The sequence below is a fragment of the Allobosea sp. Root381 genome, assembly GCF_001429395.1.
In the GTDB taxonomy this organism is placed as follows: Bacteria; Pseudomonadota; Alphaproteobacteria; order Rhizobiales; family Beijerinckiaceae; genus Allobosea.
Genome location: NZ_LMJT01000041.1, coordinates 1 through 20,312, shown reverse-complemented (window position 1 = coordinate 20,312; position 20,312 = coordinate 1). Strand labels below are relative to the sequence as shown.

Here is a 20,312-nt window from a genome sequence, read left to right as displayed (position 1 = left end):
ACGACTTCGATCGCCAAATGCAGACGGCCTATAGGGCCAGGACGGGCGATCCGGATTTTGGCTCGATTGTGAGAGTGGGCCAGCCATATCGCGTCACCCTTCGGACTGTTGTCGCCGGGTGCCTCTCTGTAAGGAACCTGAATAGGCCTTCCAGATAGTCATTGTGAAGGTTGACGTGGCACATCGCCAGCTTGTTGTGCACGTAGTACAGGGGTACGAAGCGGGGCGCGCCGCAGAACATCATCTTGGCGACGGCCTCATGAACACCTGGCCATCGAGCGTGCAAATAATCGTCCATAAATATGATGCCGTTATGGTCCGTCATCTCCATCGCAAGATTTAAGTCGCTGTATGCGTGCGTAAATTCGTGGCACCCATCGACGCTGAAAAAAGAGAATTTAGAGTAATTATTTATGGCAGCTTCAATCTCGCGACTAAGTAGATTTGTGCTATCGGACTTGATAATGCATAAAGCATCAACATCTATGCCGGCGGAAACAGCATTAAACTTAAATTTATCGAGTTGCTGATCGCTTATATTTTTAGGAACACGAATTCGTTTTCCTTCTCCAGACATGGAGAATTGTTGCATGTCAAACACATCGATTACAGTGTGCGTAAATCGACTCTTCGCCTTGAGGAGGTTTAGGCCGATGAAGAATTTGCCGTGAAAAACGCCGATCTCTGCAACCGGCCCTATGTGCTGAGAAAGCTCAGATTGTCGTTGTGCTAGGAACTGAATGGGTTGCCAGTTATATTCCCAGCACCATCCCTCTACATTGACATACTGTTCGGTCAGATAACGGTCCAGCGTCGCAAGGCTATCTTGATCCACCGACGTCCCTTTCGGTCATAGGAGCGAGGGCGTCCGCATAGCATCGCCATTCGCTCCCAACTAGCCCACGCCCCCGACTTGCGCGCGTTCGGCGTTATAGCGCCCGGATCTGCTCCTCGAACTCCTCCGGGATCGCGCCATGACGCGCCAGCACGTCGAGCGCGCTGACCTCGCCGGTTTCATCGTCGGCGGTGACGTGGATCACCGCGACACCCTCGGCCGTGCGGCCCAGCCGCTCGCCTTCATTGAGGGCGTGTTGCTTCGTCTTGGCGGGCACGCGCTGGCCTGGAACCAGACGCTTCCGATGCGTCTTGAAGGGCTGAAGGAAGAAGGTGTCGACGCTCGCCATGGCTTGACTCTCCGAGTTGGTTTGTTCTCATTACGTTCTCAATTTCGAGGACGCAAGCGATGACGGCCGAACGCCTGGAGGACACCGATCCGCAGACGGAAATCGAGTGCGAGATCGACGATCTGATCGCCGAGCATGGCTCGGAGCGCGCTGCGATCCGTGCGCTGCTGCATGACATGACGGTCCTGCTGGCAGATGCCGATCGCTCGGTGTCGCGCGGCTTCCTGCGCGGGCTGTTCTCATATGGTGCGCGGCCGCCGGCACCCGACGAAGAACCGTGAGCGGCCGTGAAACGCCGGATCGAGACACGCTGCTGCGCGCATATCCCTATGTGGTTGTCCGCTTCGCCTGCATGGTGTGCAGGCGCGCCGCCAATGTCCGGCTAGCGGTGCTCGCCGCGGCTCACGGCCCGAACGCTTCACTGGGTTGGCTCGAAAGCCAGTTCATCGCCGGCTGCTGGTGGTCGGCAAGCAACCCGGCTCGCAAGCCGCAAAAGTACGGGATGAAGTGCGGCGGCTATTGTCCGGACCTGTATCGGCCCGGCCCGCCCGACCTGCCGCCCAGTATGTCCGGCCTCACCTTGATCGATGGCGGCAAGGAGGACATGCTGCCGGCCGAGCCCTCACGCCGAGAAAAGCGAAAACGCGTCGGCGGTGACTCGGACAAATAGGCGGGGGAATCATGGGCGAGAAGACCGAACGGGCCTATTGCCGGACATGCGAGGCGCCGGTGCTGGCGACGAAGCAGAAGCCGGCGCATGTGCTGCATCTGCTGCTGACGCTGGTGACCCTTGGCGTCTGGCTGATCGTCTGGATCGTGCTGACGCTGATCGCGTCGATGAAAAGCTACCGCTGCCCGACCTGTGGCGACAGGACCGTGCCCTACACCCGTAAGCTCCGCAAGGAATTCGAGGCTCGCGGCCGGACGCGTGAAGCCCGGTTCTGAGCGGCGTTCGCCATGGACGAGCCGGGCCCGTTCGAGCGACGGCTGAAATCGGACAGCCTGCTTGTCACTGCCATCGGCATGCTCGCCGGCTTCGTCTTCATCCTCTCCTGGCGCGTGACTGGCGGCCGGGGTGAGGTCCGTTTTCGTACAACAGAACGTGCAACAATTCGTCTAACGATACGGCATGAAACCTCAATGAAATGGGCATAAACGAACTGGTGCTAATCCCGCCCTGTCCGCCAGTGTGTGTCAACGAGGCGTCTGGAGCTTGCTCGGCTCGGATTCGGTACGCATAAGTGACTATCGACGATTCTATTAGCCGCCACCAACCGCAAACGGGCGATCGACAGGATGAATAGTTTCGTTTCTAGACTAGGCCTGGTAGGCAATCCATTCGAGCATTATACGGCCGAGACCGAGCCCCATATTGCTGATTACGCGATCCGTCCGCCCTATCTGCAGGCCATCTCAGAAAGAGCGCACGGTCTTTCGACATTCATATTGTTCGGCGACAGAGGGGCAGGCAAGAGCGCCACTAGAATTACTGTATTTAACGAGATATGGAAAGTATATGTTGACAATAAAGACAGTAAACGCTTGCCATTTGTTGTTAATTTAACAGATTATTCACGAATTGAGGCGCAATTTAAGAAAGGTCGCCTCACCGACCGGGATATAGTTTCACTCGTCGGGTACTGTGTTGTTGAGCAGGTTCTGGTATGGTTGTCGTCGCTGACGCCCGAGGATCGTGAAGTTTTTACCGAGGGTCTAGATGACTCTGAGCGGACCCTTATACTAGCACTGCTAAAAGGCTTCTATTTATCTGTAAACGAGGCAGATCGTGAACTGTCTACGGCCGAAGCGCTGCGGATTCTAGACAGCGCTTGGACAACCAAAGGGCGGGTGTGGGCGTCGCAGCGATGGGCGGCGGCGGCGAAGGTCGTGGCTGCTGTGGTTAGCAGCTTGTCCAAGAGGCAGCTCGGAATCGATGTCGATATCACGGCGCCTGCGGAAGCGTTGCTAAAGTCATTAGTGGGTGACTCGCCAAATGCGCCTCGGGCCATCCTATCGAAGCTCGTCGAGTTCGTAGGCGCATTTGGGTTCACTGGAGTAGTGGTTCTCGTAGATAAAATCGACGAAATCCAGTCTACCGCAAATTCATCTGAGGCGACCGCTTCGCTGATACATCCGCTTCTCGCGCAGATTCAGTTGCTAGAGGTGGCTAATTTCTCATTTATCTTTTTTCTGTGGGTAAAAGTTAAGGACCATTTCGAAGCAAAGCATCCAGTTCGCCTAGATAAGATTGCGCATGCCACTATCAGTTGGAAGGTTCAAAGCCTGCGCGAAATGATTGATGCGCGAATTAGATTCTTTTCGGAGCGAAAACTTGAATTCAAGGATTTCCTCGCTAACGATCTCGATACGGAGGCGACTTTCTCAGAAATATGTAAGATCTCCCTTAATTCGCCTCGTGAACTTATTAAGCTTCTTGATACCATCATTCGTGAGCATGATGCCCGAGGGGATGATGCCAGTGACCTAATTGACAGAGCATCCTTGGATGCCGGTCTTGATAAGTATTCGGTCGAAACAATCGGGAAGTGGTTCAATCCAAAATACTTGCAGCAAGTTCTTCGCCTTGGGCAGGTGAATTTTGTTAACAGCGATGTTCAGTTTGCATTCAAGATTGGGGGGCAGGGGGCTCGTAATAAAATCAAAGTTTGGCAAGATGCAGGTCTTGTTATTCAAAGTGGAACTTCGCAAAGCGAGGCTGGTGGAAAGCCGGTGTATCGCTTTACAGTCGCGGATGCGCGCGTAGTTCGCATTATTGAGCGCAACCTTGTTGAGTCTGTCGGCGCTCAGCTAAAGGAATTGTTTGCGGAGTGGGATATCACCGATCTTGATTTACCCGACGACTTTTTGGAGGTTGATGAAGAGGAGCGTACTCATTAAAATGGGATTGCCATTATTTGGGCAAAGCCAGCCTCCAACTGCGGGTCTTATGGCGGACCGAGCGCGCTCTCCGGAAATGTGTCTTTGTCGAAGGCTGCAGTTTCGGGTGGCTAGCACGTGGACCCGATCCGAGTGCCAAGCCGAATGTGATCCGGTTTTGCTCTCGCCTGCAGGGGAAATCTAAGGGGAACGCGAGACAAGCGCGACGGCACCTTAGTACCGCCTCCTTAGGCTGACGTTGGGTGGCAAAATGGGAATGGGTGGGGAACAACTGGGCGTTAGCTATTTGGCAAACGCATCGCAATCACTGAACTATCTCTCTCCGGCCGGGCCTCCAACCAAGAAGGCGAAAGCGGATCGCGGCGAGCACGTAACTAGCGGTGCGGGGAGGGAGTGAAATTTCCCTTTCAAGTCAACGGGAGCCGATTTGCCCGCACCCTGCGCTAAAACGTTGCAGTAGAGAACGAATGGGTCATCTGCTTCCCCCACCATCCTTTTCCAGGCGCCTGATTTATCGTCGAAATTCGACCCCGATCCCACACCGGGCCGCGCTCGGCACTACGGAGTGGCCAGGGAAGTCGCATTTGGTTTTTTGAGCCCTCATCCTGAGGAGCAGGCGTCAGCCTGCGTCTCGAAGGATGCTCCCGTTTTCGCCGTCAGCGCCATCTGAACCATCCTTCGAGACGCGATCCTGACGGATCGCTCCTCAGGATGAGGGCTGAGGGTCTAAATGCGACAGCCCTGCCGGCGTCGCAGGCGGCGATTGCCCTCTCGCCGAAACCATGCCCTATTTCGCCGTCTGTCGATCGAGCTCGCATGACGTAAGCGCGTAAGGGGGTGGATGGTGGTCAGCGGAAACAAGCATGATGCTCGGAGGCCGGCCATCGTGCCGTTCCTCGTCCTCGGCGTGGCGCTCACGCTCGGCGGCTGTCTTTCCGGGGGCGACGAGCCTCGCGCGACGCAGGTCGCGGCCGTCATGCCGGCCAATATCGCGCTGGACAAACTTATAGGCAGCTGGGGCATCGCCTCCTTCCACACCGAGAAGGACCGCAAGCGCACCGAGGCGCAGGCGAAGGCCGGCTGCAACCAGCCCTATGTCATCAAGAAGGGGCCCGACGACGGCGTGATGATGCACGTCGCCGACGATGCCAAGCTCTACGAGCTCAGGCTCAAGGGTGGCGCGGGCGGCCGGACCTTCCTCGGCTTCGAGGCACCGGCCGGCGATCCGCAGGATCGCGAGATTCTGTCCGCGACGGATTCGATGCTGGTGATGCGCTTCGTCGATCCGGACGCCCATCGCCGCTACGGTACCTTCATCTATGTGCGCTGCCGCTGAGCGGGAGGAGGGAACATGACAAGATCGACAACGCTTCCGGCCTCGGCCGGCCTGGTCGGAGCCGCACTGGTCGCGAGCCTTGCGCTGGCGCAGCCCACCCTCGCCCAGCAGCGACCGCCGGCGGCGATCCAGGAGACCATGGATATCGGCGATGAGCCGGGCCGGGTCTCGACGGAGGAGGTCTCCATCACGGAAGGGCCTTATGCCCGCCAGATGGTGCTGTTCCGCTCCAACGAGGCGCCGGGAACCGTCGTCATCCAGTCGGCCGAGCGATTCCTCTATGTCGTGCAGGGCAACGGCAAGGCGTTGCGCTACGGCATCGGCGTCGGCCGCGAGGGCTTCCAGTGGTCCGGGCAGGTGCAGATCAGCCGCAAGGCGGAATGGCCCGATTGGCGCCCGCCGCCGGATATGCTGCAGCGCCAGCCCTATCTGCCGCGCTTCATGGCCGGCGGCCCCGGCAACCCGATGGGGGCAAGGGCCCTCTATCTCGGCTCGACGGTCTTCCGCATCCACGGCACCAACCAGCCCGAGACGATCGGCCAGGCGATCTCGTCGGGCTGCTTCCGTCTCGCCAACGGCGATGTCGCCGATCTTTACGAGCGGGTGCCGGTCGGGACCAAGGTGATCATCCGCCACAAGGCCACGCTGTAACCGGCGCCGTCAGGACGGCTCGCCAGGATCGGGGGATACAGGCATGTCGAAGGCATCAAGGATCCACCGGCGCTATGCCGGACTCGTCGCGGCTGCTGCAATGGCTATCGGCCTGTCGGCACCGGCCGGAGCCGGAACGCTCGAGGCCGTCAAGCAGCGCGGTACGCTGAACTGCGGCGTGAGCGAAGGGCTGAACGGCTTCTCCGACAAGGATCCACAGGGCAACTGGGTCGGATTTGACGTCGATTTCTGCCGCGCGGTCGCTGCCGCCGTGCTTGGCGATCCGCAGAAGGTGAGCTTCACGCCGCTTTCGGCGGGTCAGCGCTTCGAGGTGCTGAAAGCGGGCAAGGTCGATCTGCTCTCGCGCAATTCGAGCTGGACGCTCGGGCGGGAGGCGGAGCTGGGTCTCGCCTTCGCCGGCATCACCTATCACGACGGGCAGGGTTTCCTGGCCAAGCGCGCGCTCGGCGTCGAGGATGCGCTCAAACTCGACAAGGCGAAGGTCTGCGTCGAAGCCGGCACCACCACCCAGTTCAACCTCGCCGACTTCTTCCGCGCGAATTCGATGACCTATGAGGAGAAGACCTTCCCCAGCGCCGCCGAAGCGTTCGCGGCCTTCCAGTCGGGCCAGTGCGATGTGCTGACCCGCGACCAGTCGGCGCTGCATGGCGAGCGGCTGCGGCTGGCGAAGCCCTCGGAGGCGATCGTGCTGCCGGACGTGATCTCCAAGGAGCCGCTGGGGCCGGTGGTGCGCAGCGATGATTTTCCCTGGTTCACCGTGGTGAAGTGGGTCAATTTCGCCCTGATCAACGCCGAGGAGCTCGGCATTTCCTCGAGCACGATCGATGACGCGCTGAAGTCGCAGAAGCCGGATGTGCGCCGCTTCACCGGCGCCGAGGGCGGCTTCGGCAAGGGGCTCGGCCTCGATGCCGACTGGGCGGTGAAGGCGGTCAAGGCGACCGGCAGCTACGCCGAGATCTATGAGCGCAATCTCGGCGCGGGCTCCAAGCTCGGCATTCCGCGGGGCCTGAACCAACTCTGGAACATGGGTGGCGTTCTCTACGCTCCGCCGCTGCGCTGACGAGGGCATCAGGCCGGAACTTTCGCACAAATCGCCGCCTGGCGGGGAGATGAAGCATGACGGTGGTCGCGCTGTTCGGAGCCGGTGGAAAGATGGGGATGCGCCTTGGGCGCAACCTCGCCAGATCGCGCTTCACCGCCCGCCATGTCGAGGTCAGCCCGGCCGGCCAGGAGCGCGTGCGGGAGGCTTTCGGTGTCGATTGCGTCGATGCCGATGTCGCGATCGACGGCGCGGATGTGGTCGTGCTGGCCGTGCCGGACACGGCCGTCGGCGCGGTTGCTAGCACGCTGCTGCCGAAGCTTGCCACCGGCACGATCGTCGTGATCCTCGATGCCGCTGCGCCCCATGCCGGCCACCTGCCGGAGCGGGCCGACATCACCTATTTCGTGACGCATCCCTGCCATCCGCCGATCTTCAACGACGAGACCGAGCCGGCGGCGAAGGCCGATCATTTCGGCGGCATCGCGGCGAAGCAGCACATCGTCAATGCGCTGATGCAGGGGCCGGAGGCGCATTATGCGCTGGGCGAGGAGGTCGCACGCGCGATCTGGGCGCCGGTGATGCGCTCGCACCGGGTTACGGTCGAGCAGATGGCGATCCTCGAACCGGGCCTGTCGGAGACCGTCTGCGCCACGCTGCTCGACGCGATGCGCGAGGCGATGGAGGAGGCGGTCGCACGCGGCGTGCCGCGCGAGGCGGCCCGCGACTTCCTGCTCGGGCACATGAACATCCTGGCGGCCGTCATCTTCGAGGAGGTGCAGGGCGTCTTCTCCGACGCCTGCAACAAGGCGATCGTCTTCGGCAAGGACACGATCCTGAAGCCGGATTGGAAACGCCTGTTCGAGCCCGAGGAAATCGCCGCCAGCGTGCGGCGTATCACCTGAGCGCTCCGCGTCCAGTTCCGAGAGCCCCATCATTCGAGCCTCATCCTGAGGAGCGCCGCAGGTGCGTCTCGAAGGATGAGGGCTGGGAGCTTTCGGCGAGCCTCTGACGAACCGCCCCGATTACCCCTTGACCTTCCCATGATGGGAAGCTCCATCTTGCCGCCAACTGCCGAGAACCGGTTTGGAAGGCGAGATGACCATCAGCGAGACGAGAGCGGACGACATCGTCCGGCGGAGCCCACAGACGAACAGGATCGCCATCCCCGTGGACGGGATGAGCTGCGCCTCCTGTGTCGGGCGTGTCGAAAAGGCTGTCCTGGCGGTGCCGGGCGTCGAGGCTGCCACGGTCAATCTCGCAACCAACCGCGCGACCATCTCGCTCGGCGAAAACGGGGCGGTCGCGCCGGTGCTGGATGCGATCCGGGTGGCCGGCTACGAGCCGCGCGAAGAAACGCTCGAACTCGCGGTCGAGGGCATGAGCTGCGCCTCCTGCGTCGGCCGCGTCGAGAAGGCTCTGAAGGACGTGCCCGGCGTGCTCGACGGTACGGTCAACCTCGCGACCGGCCGGGCGCGTGCCCGCTATGTCGGCGGTGCCGACACCGTTTCTGCCATGGCCGCTGCGTTGGCGAAAGCCGGCTACCCGGCCGAGCCCGTCACGGATGCAGCTGCGCAGACCGACCGCGATAGCGAGGCGCGCGAGGCGGAGCTCGCCGGGCTGCGCCGCAATTTGATCATCGCCGCGCTGGCGACCGTCCCGATCGTCGTGGTCGAGATGGGGGGGCATCTGTTCGACGACCTGCATCATTGGCTCGCCGGTTCTGTCGGGGCCGAGAATGTCCGCTACATGGCTTTCCTGCTGGCGAGCATCGTCCAGTTCGGCCCGGGCCTGCAGTTCTACCGCAAGGGCGGGCCCGCCCTGCTGCGCGGCGCGCCCGACATGAACTCGCTGGTCATGCTGGGGACGACGACGGCCTATCTCTATTCTGTCGTCTCGACCTTCCTGCCCGCGCTGCTTCCGGCCGGGCTCGACTACACCTATTTCGAGGCGGGCGCCGTCATCGTCACGCTGGTGCTGTTCGGCCGTTATGCCGAGACCCGCGCCAAGGGGCGCACCGGCGATGCGATCCGCAAGCTTCTGACGCTCCAGGCCAAGACCGCCAGGGTGCTGCGCGAGGGGCGCGAGCAGGACGTGTCCGTGGCGTCGGTCAGGACCGGCGACATCGTGGTGGTGCGGCCGGGCGAGCGCCTTCCGGTCGATGGCGAGGTGGTCGAAGGCTCGTCCTTCGTCGACGAGTCGATGATCACCGGCGAGCCGATTCCCGTGCAGAAGGAGCGCGGCGCGGAGGTCGTCGGCGCCACCGTCAACAAGACGGGCTCGTTCCGCTTCCGCGCGACCAAGGTCGGCGCGGATACGCTGCTCGCCCAGATCGTGCGGACGATGGAGGCGGCGCAGGGCTCCAAGCTGCCTATCCAGGCGGTCGTCGACAAGGTGACGATGTGGTTCGTGCCGGCGGTGATCGCCGCGGCGGCGCTCACCTTCGCCATCTGGATGATCTTCGGGCCGAGCCCGGCGCTGTCGCTGGCGATCGTGAATGCGGTCGCGGTCCTGATCATCGCCTGCCCCTGCGCCATGGGGCTGGCGACGCCGACATCGATCATGGTCGGCACCGGCAAGGCAGCCGAGATGGGCGTGCTGTTCCGGCGCGGCGAAGCGCTGCAGGTGCTGCGGGACGTGAGCGTGGTCGCGCTCGACAAGACCGGCACCATCACCAAGGGCCATCCGGAGCTCTCCGACATCGTGATGGCCGAGGGCTTTGAAGAGGATGAGGTCCTGCGCCTCGCCGCCGCGGCGGAGGCAGCATCCGAGCATCCGATTGCGGAGGCCATCGTCGCGGCGTCGCGGCGGCGCGGCCTTGCCGTTCCGGAAGCGAACGGATTTGCGGCCGAGCCCGGTTTCGGCGTCTCCGCGATCGTCGAGGGGCGGGCGCTGCTGGTCGGGGCCGACAGACTGATGGCGGCGCGCGGTCTCGACGTGTCGCCCTTCGCGGCGGTCGCGACGCGGCTCGGCGAACAGGGCAGATCGCCGCTCTATGCCGCGATCGACGGCAAGCTCGCGGCCGTGTTCGCCGTGGCCGATACGCTCAAGGATACGAGCCTCGAGGCGCTTGAGGCGCTGCGGGCGCTCGGCCTGCGGATCGTCATGATCACCGGCGACAACCGCCGCACGGCCGAGGCCGTCGCGCGCGGCCTGCCCATCGACGAGGTCGCGGCCGAGGTCCTGCCCGCCGGCAAGGTCGAGGTGATCCGGCGCCTGCAGGAGGGCGGCGCGAAGGTCGCCTTCGTCGGCGACGGCATCAACGATGCACCGGCGCTCGCCCAGGCCGATGTCGGCCTCGCCATCGGCACCGGCACCGACATCGCGATCGAAAGCGCCGATGTCGTGCTGATGTCGGGCGATCTGCGCAATGTGCCGAACGCGGTGGCGCTGTCGCGCGCGACGCTCCGCAACATCGCCGAGAACCTGTTCTGGGCGTTCGGCTACAATGCGGTGCTGATCCCGGTGGCGGCGGGCGTGCTCTATCCCGCCTACGGGATCCTGATGTCGCCGATGTTCGCTGGGCTCGCCATGGCGCTCTCCAGCGTCAGCGTCGTCGCCAACGCGTTGCGGCTGAAGCGCTTCCGCCCGCCGCTCGCGGCCCATGCCCATCGGGCCGGGCAGGCGCGCGCCGTTGCGGCGTGAAATTCCGGCTGGGGAAGGCGCGTCTTCTCTGCTAGCCGCCCGCGCCCGGCCAGAAACCCGCGGCCGGTTGCGCGCGGTGGCTTGACTTCCGGCCGCCGCTGGGGAATTTCGGGGGAAGCGCGGGTGTAGCTCAATGGTAGAGCAGCAGCCTTCCAAGCTGAATACCCGGGTTCGATTCCCGGTACCCGCTCCAATCCCTCCCTGTCATTTTCTGCTGCCACAGGCGGCAGCGTGCCGTTCTCGGCGCAAATCTTCTCCGTGTCGCTGCCGTGTCGCTGCCGTGACGGCCTGCCGAAGGTGATCATCGGTGGCTGACGGCGCCGGCCTCCTCGGTTAGTTGGGGGTGGCGCGGCTCTTTCGCGCTTCCCTGCGCAGGCCCCTGAGCAGGAGCCCGACGACCAACGACCGAAGGAGATCGACCATGGATATCGAACGCATCGGAGTGACGCAGCGCTGGTGCGACGCCGCGATCTTCAACGGCATCGTCTTCCTCGCCGGTCATGTCGCCGAGAAGACCGAGGGCCGGCCGCTGGGCGAGCAGACCGAAGAGGTTCTGGCGCTGCTGGAGGAGACGCTGGAGGCTGCCGGCAGCGACAAGACGCGCATCCTCAGCGTACAGATATTCCTCACCGACATCTCGAAGATCGCCGAGATGAACAAGGTCTGGGATGCCTGGGTTCCCACCGGAACGGCACCGGCCCGCGCCACCGTGGAGGCCAAGCTCGCCTCGCCCGGCCACGACATCGAGATCACCGCCGTCGCGGCGAAAAGGATGGCCTGACGCGCTTTATCGCTCAGCCGATCCAGCGATGACGGTGAAGCGCTTCAGCCTGGCGCCGCCTGCTCCACCATGAAGCGTTCGAGCGCGTCCCGCTCGGCCTCGGTCAACCGAAGGCCGAGCTTGCTACGCCGCCAGAGCACGTCGGCGGCGTGCCTCGCCCATTCCGTCCGCATCAGATAGCGGACCTCGCGCTCGTAGAGGTCGGCGCCGAAATGCCGGCCGAGATCGGCCATGCTGTCGGCGCGGTCGAGGATGTCGCGGGCCTTCGTGCCGTAGGCGCGCACCAGCCGCGTCGCAGTGGTGCGGGCGAGCCAGGGATGGATCGCGGCGATGCCATCCACCTGCGCCTCGAAGCCATCGGTTGCGAAGTCGCCGCCGGGCAGGGTGCCGCTCACGGTCCAGGTGGCGCGCCCAGCCCAGCCGGCATGTGGCGCGAGCTTCGCCAGGGCCGATTCGGCCAGCCGGCGATAGGTCGTGATCTTGCCGCCGAAGACCGAGAGCAGCGGCGCTTCACCCTGCGGAGCGTCGAGCGTCAGGACATAGTCGCGCGTCGCCTCCTGCGCCTTCGAGGCGCCGTCATCATAGAGCGGGCGCACGCCGGAATAGGTCCAGACCACGGATTGCGGCGTCACGGGCGAACGGAAATACTCGCTCGCCGCGGCGCAGAGATAGTCGATGTCCCGAGGCGTCGCCGCGACGCCGGTCGGGTCGCCCCGGAAGTCGCTGTCGGTCGTGCCGATCAGGGTGAAGTCGCGCTCATAGGGGATGGCGAAGACGATGCGGCCATCGGCGTTCTGGAAGATGTAGCAGCGGTCGTGCTCATAGAGCTTCGGCACGACGATATGGCTGCCCTGGACCATGCGGACGGCCGCCCTGGTGTTGGAACGGACGACGCCGCCCAGCACCTCGCCGACCCAGGGGCCGGCGGCATTGACCAGAGCCTTCGCCCGCACGCTTGTCCGCTTGCCGTCGCTCTCGGCGGTGATCCGCCAGAAGCCGTTCTCGCGGTCGGCCGCGACGACGCGCGTGCGGGTGTGGATCGAAGCGCCTCGCGCCGCTGCATCCATGGCGTTCAGCACGACGAGCCGCGAATCCTCGACCCAGCAATCGGAATATTCGAAGGCTTTGGCGCGGTCGTCCTTGAGCGGCCGGCCGGCGGGGTCCTGCGCCAGGTCGAGCGCGCGCGTCGCAGGCAACTTCCTGCGGCCGCCGATATGGTCGTAGAGGAACAGGCCGAGCCGCAGCAGCCAGGCCGGGCGCAGGCCCTTGTGGTGCGGCAGCACGAAGCGCAGCGGCCAGATGATGTGAGGCGCGATCGCCCAGAGCCGCTCGCGCTCCATCAGCGCCTCGCGCACCAGCCGGAACTCGTAATGCTCGAGATAGCGCAGCCCGCCATGGATCAGCTTGGTCGAGGCGGAGGAGGTGGCGCTGGCGAGATCGTCCTTCTCGAACAGGACGACGGAGGCGCCGCGGCCGGCCGCATCGCGGGCAATGCCGCAGCCATTGATGCCGCCGCCGATGACGGCGAGGTCGTAAGTCGGCTCAGTTTCGCTCATGTCGCCATCAGGCCTTGAAGACGGTCGCGGAGGCAAGCCCGGCGAGCGGGCGGCCGTGGTCCTCGCCGAGTCCGGGCGACCTGTCAACGCGGCGCAGCTCCGCCTGGACCGAGTTGCGCCGGGTGCGAAACATGCTGGTATATCCCCGGCGTCGCCGGGAATCGCGCTTCGCCGCGGCGGGGCTGGCAGAGGCGGGAACCGAGCATTGGCCGGGCAGGGCAGGATGGATGATCGCGGGCCCGCCCCGGCCTCGAGCCGCGCCCCGGCGGCGCGCCTGCTGGCCGCGCTGGAAGCCACGCTCGGCTGGCTCGGGGCCGCGATCCTGGCGACTCTGTTCCTGGTGGTGATGGCTGCGGTCGTCCGGCGCTATGTGTTCGGCGGCGGTTTCGTCTGGTCGGACGAGCTGGCGATCTGGCTTCATGTCGCGCTGATCGCGGTCGGCGCGCCGCTCGCCATGACGGGCGTCCTGTCGATGCGGCTCGACGTTCTGGTGCGCCTGCTTCCGCCTGCATGGCGCCGGGTAGCGGATGTGCTCGCCGGAGGCATTGCGGTCCAGGGAGCGCTGCTGCTCGCCTTCGGCGGCACCGGCGTCGCGATGCTGGTGGGCGGCACGTCGACGGTGCTTGGGTTGCCGGAATCCTTGCGCTTCGCCGCCTTCGCGCTGGGCGGCGGGCTGATGGTGCTCGTCCTGACGCTGCGCACGGCGCTCGACCGGGGCTGGGGCGGTGCGCTGGCGTCGCTCACGCTCGGCCTTGCCTTCTACGAGCTGGCGCAGCTTCCCTCGGGCCTGATCCTCACGACGCCGAGCCTCGGCGCTGCGCTGCTCGCGGCAACCGGCTTGCTGCTTGGCGTGCCGCTGCCACTCGCCTTGTTGGCGGGCGCCTCGATTGCGGGCGCTTTCGGTGGCCTGATGCCGGAGCCGGCGATCGTCCAGAACACGGTTGCGGGCGTCTCGAAATTCCTGCTGCTGGCGATCCCGTTCTTCCTTCTCGCCGGCGAGCTCCTGACCTCGGGCGGTCTCGCCGAGCGACTGGTGCGCTTCGCCGCTTCTCTCGTCGGGCACTGGCGCGCGGGGCTCGCCCAGACGTCGCTGGTGTCGAGCGTGTTGTTTTCGGGGGCGTCGGGCTCGTCGGTCGCGAATGCCGCCTTCGGCGCGAAGGTGATGGCGCCGACGCTGGTGGCGCGCGGCTATCCGCCGGCCCATGCGGCGGGGATCGTCGCCGGCGTCTCGATGCTCGACAACATCATCCCGCCCTCGATCGCCTTCCTGCTGCTGGCGACGGCGACCAATCTCTCGGTCGGTTCGCTGCTCGTCGGCGGCTTCGTGGCGGGCGGCGTCCTGGCGATCGCGCTCGCGATCGGCATCCACCTGACAGTGAGGCATGTCGTCGATGCGGCGCCGAAGGCGAGCGGCCGCGAGCGCGCTGCGAGCTTCGTCGGCGCGCTGCCCGCGATAGGGCTCGGCATCGTCGTGGTCGCCGGCATCCGGTTCGGCGTGGTCACGGTGACGGAGGCGTCGGCGCTCGCGGTGGCCTATGCGCTCGTGACCTGCCTGCTGCTGCGCAGCCTGAACGGTCGTGGCGTCCTCGCCGCGTTGCGCAGCACGGCGACGGAAACGGCGGCCATCGGGTTGCTGATCGGCGCCTCGGCGCCCTTCGCCTTCCTGCTGGCGCTGGACGGCGTCTCGGACCGGATGGCCGGGCTGGTGACGGCGCTGGGGGGCGGGCCCTATGCCGTGATGCTGCTGGCGAACTGCGTGCTGCTGGTCGCCGGGCTTTTCCTCGACATCGGCGCCGCGATCCTGCTGCTGGCGCCGCTGCTGCTGCCGGTCGCGGTCGCGGCCGGGCTCGATCCGATCCAGTTTGGCGTCATCCTGGTGGTCAATCTGATGATCCACGGGCTGACGCCGCCGCTGGGCATTCTGGTCTATGTCGTCAGCGGCATCACCCGCGTCCCGCCCGGCGCCGTGTTCCGGGCCGTGCTGCCGCTGCTCGGCGTCCTGCTCGCAGCGCTCGCCGTGCTTTCGCTGGGGGCTGCTGCCTGGCCGTCGCTTGCCTCGTCATCGCTTGCTCTTGCGCTCAAGGCGCTGTTCTGATGCGCGCCGTTGAGACAGGACCGGCCGACAGGACGCCAGCATGACCGTCACCGATATCGCGACGCGGACCTATAATCACGGCTGGCGGCTCGACCCGATCATTCGCAGCCTGCTCGATACGGATTTCTACAAGCTGCTGATGCTGCAGATGATCCGGGCCTTCCACCCGCAGGTCGAGGTCACCTTCTCGCTGATCAACCGTTCGAAGCATATCCGGCTCGCCGATATCGTCGACGAGGCGGAGCTGCGGGCGCAGCTCGACCATGCCCGCTCCGTGCGCTTCTCGAAGAAGGAGCTGATCTGGCTAGCGGGCAACTCGTTCTACGGCAAGACGCAGATGTTCTCGCCGGATTTCATCGCCTGGCTCGCCGATTTCCAGCTGCCGGAATACGACCTACGCCGGGTCGACGGGCAGTACGAGCTGCATTTCGAGGGGCCCTGGACCCACACCACCATGTGGGAGGTGCCGGCCCTCGCGATCATCAACGAGCTGCGCGCGCGCCGTGTCATGGTCGGCCAGAAGCGCTTCTCGCTCGATGTGCTTTATGCCCGCGCCAAGGCCAAGATGTGGAACAAGGTCGAGCGACTGCAGAAGCTGCCCAATCTGCGCCTGTCGGATTTCGGCACGCGCCGGCGCCACGGCCATCTCTGGCAGCGCTGGTGCGTCGAGGCGCTGAAGGAGGGGCTCGGCCCGGCCTTCAGCGGCTCGTCCAACGTGCTGCTGGCGATGGACAACGACGTCGAGGCGATCGGCACCAACGCCCATGAGCTGCCGATGGTGCTGGCAGCGCTGGCCGAGAGCGACGCGGAACTGCAGCGCGCGCCCTATCGTGTGCTCGACGAGTGGCGCCAGGTCTATGGCGGCAACCTCCTGATCGCGCTGCCGGATGCCTTCGGCACCACCGGCTTCCTGCGCAACGCGCCGGACTGGGTCGCGGACTGGACGGGGTTCCGGCCCGATTCGGCGCCGCCCGTCCCCGCCGGCGAGGAGATCATGGCGTGGTGGCGCGAGCGCGGGCGCGATCCGCGGGAGAAGCTGCTGGTCTTTTCGGACGGGCTCGACGTCGATGCGATCGAGCGCGTCTACCGCCATTTCGACGGCAAGGTCCGGATGGCCTTCGGCTGGGGCACAGATTTGACCAACGATCTCGTCGGCTGCTCCCCGGACGGCTCGCGCGCGCTCGACCCGATGTCGCTGGTCTGCAAGGTCACCAAGGCAAACGGGCGCCCGGCGGTGAAGCTGTCGGACAATCCGGAGAAGGTCTCGGGCGATGCCGAGACGGTCGAACGCTATCGCAGGGTGTTCGGCGGGGCCGGCGGGGCGGCACGATGAGGCCGTCGGACTCGACGGTCGTCGGCTGGGGATATGGCGTGCCGGAAACCGCGCTCGCGGTCGCGGCGCTGGAGGCTGCGGATATCGTCGTGACCGCACAGACGCGGCAGATGATGTCGGTCGCGCTGCAATACGGGCATGCGCTGCAAGGCGTCTCGCTGTCAGTGCCGTCCAGCCTGGCGGAGGAGGCACGCGCCATCCTCGCAGCCATGCCCTATGAGGAGCAGCGTCCGACATGGCGCCGGCGGCTGCTCCTGATCGGCCTCTTCTTCGCCCTCGGCGTCGTGCCGCCTCCGCGAGGACTTTTCCTGCGGGAGGAGAGAGCGGTCGCGGTTTCGCTGCACTGATCCAGCAAGCTCGGCGAGAGCTCGGAAACTGAATCCGAAGCTCGCGCCAAGATATTGATATTTGCTGCGATTTGTCAGTCGACCTGGCGGACGGCGCCCTTCGCGGCGCTGGTCGCCATCGCGGCATAGGCCTTGAGGGCGGTCGAGACCTTGCGCTTGCGCGGCGCGGCCGGCTTCCAGGCGTCCTTGCCCTTCGCCTCCATCGCGGTGCGGCGGCGCGCCAGCTCCTCGTCCGAGACTTCGAGGGTGATGCCCCGGTTCGGGATGTCGATGGTGATGACGTCGCCGCTCTCGACGAGGCCAATCGCGCCGCCCTCGGCTGCTTCCGGCGAGACATGGCCGATCGAGAGGCCCGACGAGCCGCCCGAGAAGCGCCCGTCCGTAATCAGGGCGCAGGCCTTGCCGAGGCCCTTGGACTTCAGATAGCTCGTCGGATAGAGCATCTCCTGCATGCCGGGACCACCGCGCGGGCCCTCATAGCGGATCAGCACGATCTCGCCGGGCTTGACCTTGTTGTTGAGGATGCCCTCGACGGCGGCGTCCTGGCTCTCGAAGATCACGGCCTTGCCCGAGAAGGTCAGGATCGAGGCGTCGACGCCGGCGGTCTTCACGATGCAGCCGTCGAGCGCGATGTTGCCGAAGAGCACGGCGAGCCCGCCATCCTTCGAATAGGCATGTTCGGCGCTGCGGACCACGCCGGCCTCGCGGTCGAGGTCGAGTTCCTCATAGCGCCGGCTCTGGCTGAACGCAGTCTGCGTCGACACGCCGCCGGGGGCCGCGCTGTAGAAGGTTCGCACGGATTCGCTGGACGTCTGCTTGATGTCCCAGCGCGCAAGCGCATCGGCCATCGTGGCACTGTGGACCGTCGGCAGGGAGGTGTCGATCAGCCCGGCGCGATCGAGCTCGCCGAGGATCGCCATGATGCCGCCGGCGCGATGGATATCCTCCATATGAACGTTGGCGACGGCAGGCGCGACCTTGCACAGCACCGGCACGCCGCGCGACAGCCGGTCGATGTCGGCCATGGTGAAGTCGATCTCGGCCTCATGCGCCGCCGCCAGCAGATGCAGCACGGTGTTGGTCGAGCCGCCCATGGCGATGTCGAGCGTCATCGCGTTCTCGAAGGCCTTGAACGAGCCGACATTGCGCGGCAGCACGCTTTCGTCGTTCTGGTCGTAATAGCGGCGGGCGATGTCGACGATCAGGTGGCCGGCCTCGACGAAGAGGCGCTTGCGGTCGGCATGGGTCGCGAGAGTCGAGCCGTTGCCGGGGAGGGCGAGGCCCAGCGCCTCGGTCAGGCAGTTCATCGAGTTGGCGGTGAACATGCCCGAGCAGGAGCCGCAGGTCGGGCAGGCGGAACGCTCGATCGCGTCGACCTCGCTGTCGGAAAGCTTGTCGTCGGCGGCCGCAACCATGGCGTCGACGAGGTCGACCTTCTTCAGCACGCCATCGGCGATGTACTTGCCGGCCTCCATCGGCCCGCCCGAGACGAAGACGGTCGGGATGTTGAGGCGCATCGCGGCCATCAGCATGCCGGGCGTGATCTTGTCGCAGTTCGAGATGCAGACCATCGCGTCAGCGCAATGGGCGTTGACCATGTATTCGACGCTGTCGGCGATGAGCTCACGTGAGGGCAGGCTGTAGAGCATGCCGTCATGGCCCATGGCGATGCCGTCATCGACCGCGATGGTGTTGAACTCCTTGGCGACGCCGCCGGCCTTCTCGATCTCGCGCGCGACGAGCTGGCCGAGGTCCTGCAGATGGACATGGCCGGGCACGAACTGGGTGAAGGAGTTCACCACGGCGACGATCGGCTTGCCGAAATCGCCATCCTTCATGCCGGTGGCGCGCCAGAGGCCGCGGGCGCCGGCCATGTTGCGGCCGTGGGTGGAGGTGGCGGATCTCAGGCGAGGCATTCGTTTCTTCCCTGGGTGGAAATGTTCTAAGGCGCGCGCAACCTAATCGCATGCCGCGCCGCGCGAAACCGCTTTCGGACAGTTCGATCATGTGGCCCGGGCAATGCGCCCGGAGGCGGCCGGCGCCTGCCATGTCGCTTCCCTTGCACTTCCCGCGGAAAACCCCTATGCGACCCGCGTTCAAGGGCCCGAAGGGCCGCCTTCGAGGACAAGGGTGTCATGGCCAAAGAGAAATTTGCTCGCACGAAGCCGCATTGCAACATTGGTACGATTGGTCACGTCGACCATGGCAAGACGTCGCTGACGGCTGCGATCACGNATGGCCAAAGAGAAATTTGCTCGCACGAAGCCGCATTGCAACATTGGTACGATTGGTCACGTCGACCATGGCAAGACGTCGCTGACGGCTGCGATCACGAAGGTCCTGGCCGAGACGGGCGGGGCTTCGTTCACGGCGTATGACCAGATCGACAAGGCTCCCGAGGAGAAGGCCCGCGGCATCACGATCTCGACGGCTCACGTCGAGTACGAGACGGCTGCGCGTCACTACGCCCACGTCGACTGCCCCGGCCACGCCGACTATGTGAAGAACATGATCACGGGCGCCGCGCAGATGGACGGCGCGATCCTGGTGGTGTCGGCTGCCGACGGCCCGATGCCGCAGACCCGCGAGCACATCCTGCTGGCGCGCCAGGTCGGCGTCCCGGCGCTGGTGGTGTTCATGAACAAGGTCGATCTCGTCGACGACGCCGAGCTGCTCGAGCTGGTCGAGATGGAGATCCGTGAGCTCCTGTCGAAGTACGACTTCCCGGGCGACGACATCCCGATCACCAAGGGCTCGGCCAAGGTCGCGCTGGACAACGGCGACAAGGCCATCGGCCATGACGCGGTGGTCGCGCTGATGCAGACGGTGGACGACTACATCCCGCAGCCCGAGCGCCCGATCGACCAGCCCTTCCTGATGCCGGTCGAGGACGTGTTCTCGATCTCGGGTCGCGGCACGGTGGTGACGGGTCGCGTCGAGCGCGGCATCGTCAAGGTCGGCGAGGAAATCGAGATCGTCGGCCTGAAGGACACCGTGAAGACGACCGTCACGGGCGTCGAGATGTTCCGCAAGCTGCTCGACCAGGGCCAGGCCGGCGACAACATCGGCGCGCTGCTGCGCGGCACGAAGCGCGAGGACGTCGAGCGCGGCCAGATCCTGTGCAAGCCGGGTTCGGTGAAGCCGCACACGAAGTTCAAGGCCGAGGCGTACATCCTGACGAAGGAGGAGGGCGGTCGCCACACCCCGTTCTTCACCAACTACCGCCCGCAGTTCTACTTCCGCACGACGGACGTGACCGGCGTGGTGCACCTGCCCGAGGGCACGGAGATGGTGATGCCTGGCGACAACATCGCCATGGAAGTGCACCTGATCGTCCCGATCGCGATGGAAGAGAAGCTCCGCTTCGCCATCCGTGAAGGCGGCCGTACCGTCGGCGCCGGCGTCGTCGCAACGATCATCGCGTAA

Annotated in this window: 19 protein-coding genes, 1 tRNA gene and 1 pseudogene; 16 read left to right on the top strand and 5 right to left on the bottom strand. The window is 64.9% G+C overall.

Annotated features, from left to right (window positions below; genetic code table 11):
* Window positions 1-28: 28 nt before the first annotated feature.
* On the bottom strand, window positions 29-835 hold the full coding sequence (locus tag ASE63_RS26970; protein ID WP_082610182.1) for a class I SAM-dependent methyltransferase: 807 nt from the start codon (window positions 833-835) through the stop codon (window positions 29-31).
* Window positions 836-929: 94 nt separating this feature from the next.
* Window positions 930-1,184 (bottom strand): hypothetical protein, encoded by a 255-nt coding sequence (locus ASE63_RS21435; protein WP_056806384.1) that lies wholly within the window; start codon window positions 1,182-1,184, stop codon window positions 930-932.
* A 59-nt stretch (window positions 1,185-1,243) separates the two neighbouring features.
* Here ASE63_RS21435 and ASE63_RS21430 point away from each other — a divergent pair, with 59 nt between their 5' ends.
* The 11 genes from ASE63_RS21430 to ASE63_RS21380 all read left to right on the top strand — a co-directional run bounded on the left by ASE63_RS21430 (window position 1,244) and on the right by ASE63_RS21380 (window position 11,555).
* A complete protein-coding gene (locus tag ASE63_RS21430; protein ID WP_056806381.1) occupies window positions 1,244-1,465 on the top strand; it encodes a hypothetical protein in 222 nt (73 codons plus the stop codon).
* The gene (locus ASE63_RS21425) at window positions 1,462-1,854 is read left to right on the top strand and encodes a hypothetical protein (RefSeq protein WP_056806378.1); all 393 of its coding nucleotides are present in this window, start codon (window positions 1,462-1,464) and stop codon (window positions 1,852-1,854) included. The genes ASE63_RS21430 and ASE63_RS21425 overlap by 4 nt, the downstream gene beginning before the upstream one ends.
* 11 nt (window positions 1,855-1,865) lie before the next feature.
* A complete protein-coding gene (locus ASE63_RS21420; RefSeq protein ID WP_056806375.1) occupies window positions 1,866-2,129 on the top strand; it encodes a hypothetical protein in 264 nt (87 codons plus the stop codon).
* A 351-nt stretch (window positions 2,130-2,480) separates the two neighbouring features.
* A complete protein-coding gene (locus ASE63_RS21415; RefSeq protein ID WP_200962607.1) occupies window positions 2,481-4,082 on the top strand; it encodes a hypothetical protein in 1,602 nt (533 codons plus the stop codon).
* Window positions 4,083-4,968: 886 nt separating this feature from the next.
* Window positions 4,969-5,418, top strand: a complete 450-nt coding sequence (locus ASE63_RS21410) for a hypothetical protein (RefSeq protein ID WP_244491523.1) — start codon at window positions 4,969-4,971, stop codon at window positions 5,416-5,418.
* Between the two features lie 15 nt (window positions 5,419-5,433).
* Window positions 5,434-6,069 (top strand): L,D-transpeptidase, encoded by a 636-nt coding sequence (locus ASE63_RS21405; protein WP_056806368.1) that lies wholly within the window; start codon window positions 5,434-5,436, stop codon window positions 6,067-6,069.
* 43 nt (window positions 6,070-6,112) lie between these two features.
* Window positions 6,113-7,150 carry an amino acid ABC transporter substrate-binding protein gene (locus ASE63_RS21400; RefSeq protein WP_082610181.1) on the top strand — a complete coding sequence of 346 codons (1,038 nt, stop codon included), beginning with the start codon at window positions 6,113-6,115 and terminating at the stop codon, window positions 7,148-7,150.
* 56 nt (window positions 7,151-7,206) lie between these two features.
* Window positions 7,207-8,034 carry a phosphogluconate dehydrogenase C-terminal domain-containing protein gene (locus ASE63_RS21395; RefSeq protein WP_056806363.1) on the top strand — a complete coding sequence of 276 codons (828 nt, stop codon included), beginning with the start codon at window positions 7,207-7,209 and terminating at the stop codon, window positions 8,032-8,034.
* A 193-nt stretch (window positions 8,035-8,227) separates the two neighbouring features.
* Window positions 8,228-10,774 (top strand): heavy metal translocating P-type ATPase, encoded by a 2,547-nt coding sequence (locus ASE63_RS21390; RefSeq protein ID WP_056807405.1) that lies wholly within the window; start codon window positions 8,228-8,230, stop codon window positions 10,772-10,774.
* Between the two features lie 119 nt (window positions 10,775-10,893).
* Window positions 10,894-10,967: transfer RNA gene (locus ASE63_RS21385), tRNA-Gly, on the top strand.
* A gap of 228 nt (window positions 10,968-11,195) precedes the next feature.
* Complete coding sequence (locus ASE63_RS21380; RefSeq protein ID WP_056806360.1) at window positions 11,196-11,555, top strand: RidA family protein; 360 nt, start codon at window positions 11,196-11,198, stop codon at window positions 11,553-11,555.
* A gap of 44 nt (window positions 11,556-11,599) precedes the next feature.
* Here the strand turns inward: ASE63_RS21380 and glpD are convergent, their stop codons facing one another.
* Window positions 11,600-13,111: a glycerol-3-phosphate dehydrogenase gene (glpD, locus tag ASE63_RS21375; RefSeq protein WP_056806356.1), complete on the bottom strand. Its 1,512-nt coding sequence runs from the start codon at window positions 13,109-13,111 to the stop codon at window positions 11,600-11,602.
* Window positions 13,112-13,118: 7 nt separating this feature from the next.
* Window positions 13,119-13,244 carry a hypothetical protein gene (locus tag ASE63_RS28770; protein WP_280137460.1) on the bottom strand — a complete coding sequence of 42 codons (126 nt, stop codon included), beginning with the start codon at window positions 13,242-13,244 and terminating at the stop codon, window positions 13,119-13,121.
* A gap of 90 nt (window positions 13,245-13,334) precedes the next feature.
* Between ASE63_RS28770 and ASE63_RS21370 the strand changes: the two genes are divergently transcribed.
* Genes ASE63_RS21370 through ASE63_RS21360 form a run of 3 tightly spaced genes read left to right on the top strand, consistent with a single transcriptional unit; the run spans window position 13,335 to window position 16,886 of the window.
* Entirely contained in the window at window positions 13,335-15,206 is a 1,872-nt protein-coding gene (locus ASE63_RS21370; protein WP_056806353.1) for a TRAP transporter large permease subunit, read from the top strand.
* Between the two features lie 40 nt (window positions 15,207-15,246).
* Window positions 15,247-16,539, top strand: a complete 1,293-nt coding sequence (pncB, locus tag ASE63_RS21365; RefSeq protein ID WP_056806350.1) for a nicotinate phosphoribosyltransferase — start codon at window positions 15,247-15,249, stop codon at window positions 16,537-16,539.
* The gene (locus ASE63_RS21360; RefSeq protein WP_056806347.1) at window positions 16,536-16,886 is read left to right on the top strand and encodes a hypothetical protein; all 351 of its coding nucleotides are present in this window, start codon (window positions 16,536-16,538) and stop codon (window positions 16,884-16,886) included. Before pncB ends, ASE63_RS21360 begins: the two co-directional genes overlap by 4 nt.
* Window positions 16,887-16,960: 74 nt before the next feature.
* On the opposite strand, the gene ilvD is transcribed toward ASE63_RS21360, so the two are convergent.
* Window positions 16,961-18,802: a dihydroxy-acid dehydratase gene (gene ilvD, locus ASE63_RS21355; RefSeq protein ID WP_056806343.1), complete on the bottom strand. Its 1,842-nt coding sequence runs from the start codon at window positions 18,800-18,802 to the stop codon at window positions 16,961-16,963.
* Window positions 18,803-19,021: 219 nt separating this feature from the next.
* On the opposite strand from ilvD, the pseudogene ASE63_RS28130 reads away from it, so the two are divergent.
* Window positions 19,022-19,120, top strand: a pseudogene (locus ASE63_RS28130) (GTP-binding protein); the annotation flags it as partial.
* 1 nt (window position 19,121) lies between these two features.
* Entirely contained in the window at window positions 19,122-20,312 is a 1,191-nt protein-coding gene (gene tuf / locus ASE63_RS21350) for an elongation factor Tu (RefSeq protein WP_056806340.1), read from the top strand.